Source organism: Bradyrhizobium sp. Ken01 (assembly GCF_055807355.1).
On sequence record NZ_JBVVPC010000146.1, the window covers coordinates 1 to 749 of the forward strand.

Annotated in this window: 1 protein-coding gene; it reads right to left on the reverse strand. The window is 67.0% G+C overall.

Going from position 1 to position 749, the window contains the following annotated elements:
* A partial coding sequence (locus AC0L3S_RS39105; protein ID WP_473285291.1) for a nucleoside-diphosphate sugar epimerase/dehydratase occupies nucleotides 1-749 on the reverse strand: 749 nt, incomplete at both ends.

Consider the following 749-nt stretch of genomic DNA (forward strand, 5'->3'; position numbering starts at 1 on the left):
GGCTTGAACTCGGCCATCAGGCGCATGATGCGCTCACGGTCGCGGATGTCGGCGATCCGCCCTTCGATCGAAGCAGCAGTGCCGAGCGCCGCGAGCGTTTCGGTGATCGCGTAGAGCGCCGGCTCGGAATTTTCCACGATCAGAAGGCGCGCGGCGCCGAACGCGACGACACGCTCGCAGATCTCGGAACCGATCGAGCCGCCTCCGCCGGTGACGATCACCGCCTTGCCCTCGATCAGGGCCTCGAGCCGCGCATAGTCGATCTTTTCGCTCGGCCGCAGCAGCAGGTCCTCGACGGCGACAGCCGTGAGCCGTGGCGTATCGCCGCTCTCGAGCGAGGGCATGCGGCTCACGATCACGCCGAGCTTGCGCGCCCGCATCAGGATCGATTCGGGATGGGCCTCCGGCTCGAATGCCGTCGGCGTCATCACGACGCGCGCGATCCCCTTGCCGCGCTTGGTGAAGTCGGCGATGACATCCTCGATGTCATCGACGCCGCCCAGAACCGGGACGTTGCGGATGAACTGGCCGCGATCGGAACTCGACGGCGAGAGCACGCCGACCGGCCAGATGCGCTTGATCGCCCCGCTCTCGATTCCGCGCAACAGCACCTCGGCATCCGCGGCGCGGCCGATCAGCAGCGTCGGCGCGGCATCTCCAGTGCGGGCGTGACGCCGAACCCGCGTATAGCGGAAATAGCGGTAGGCCATGCGCAACGCGCTGAGGAAGGAGATCTCGAGGAACCAGTA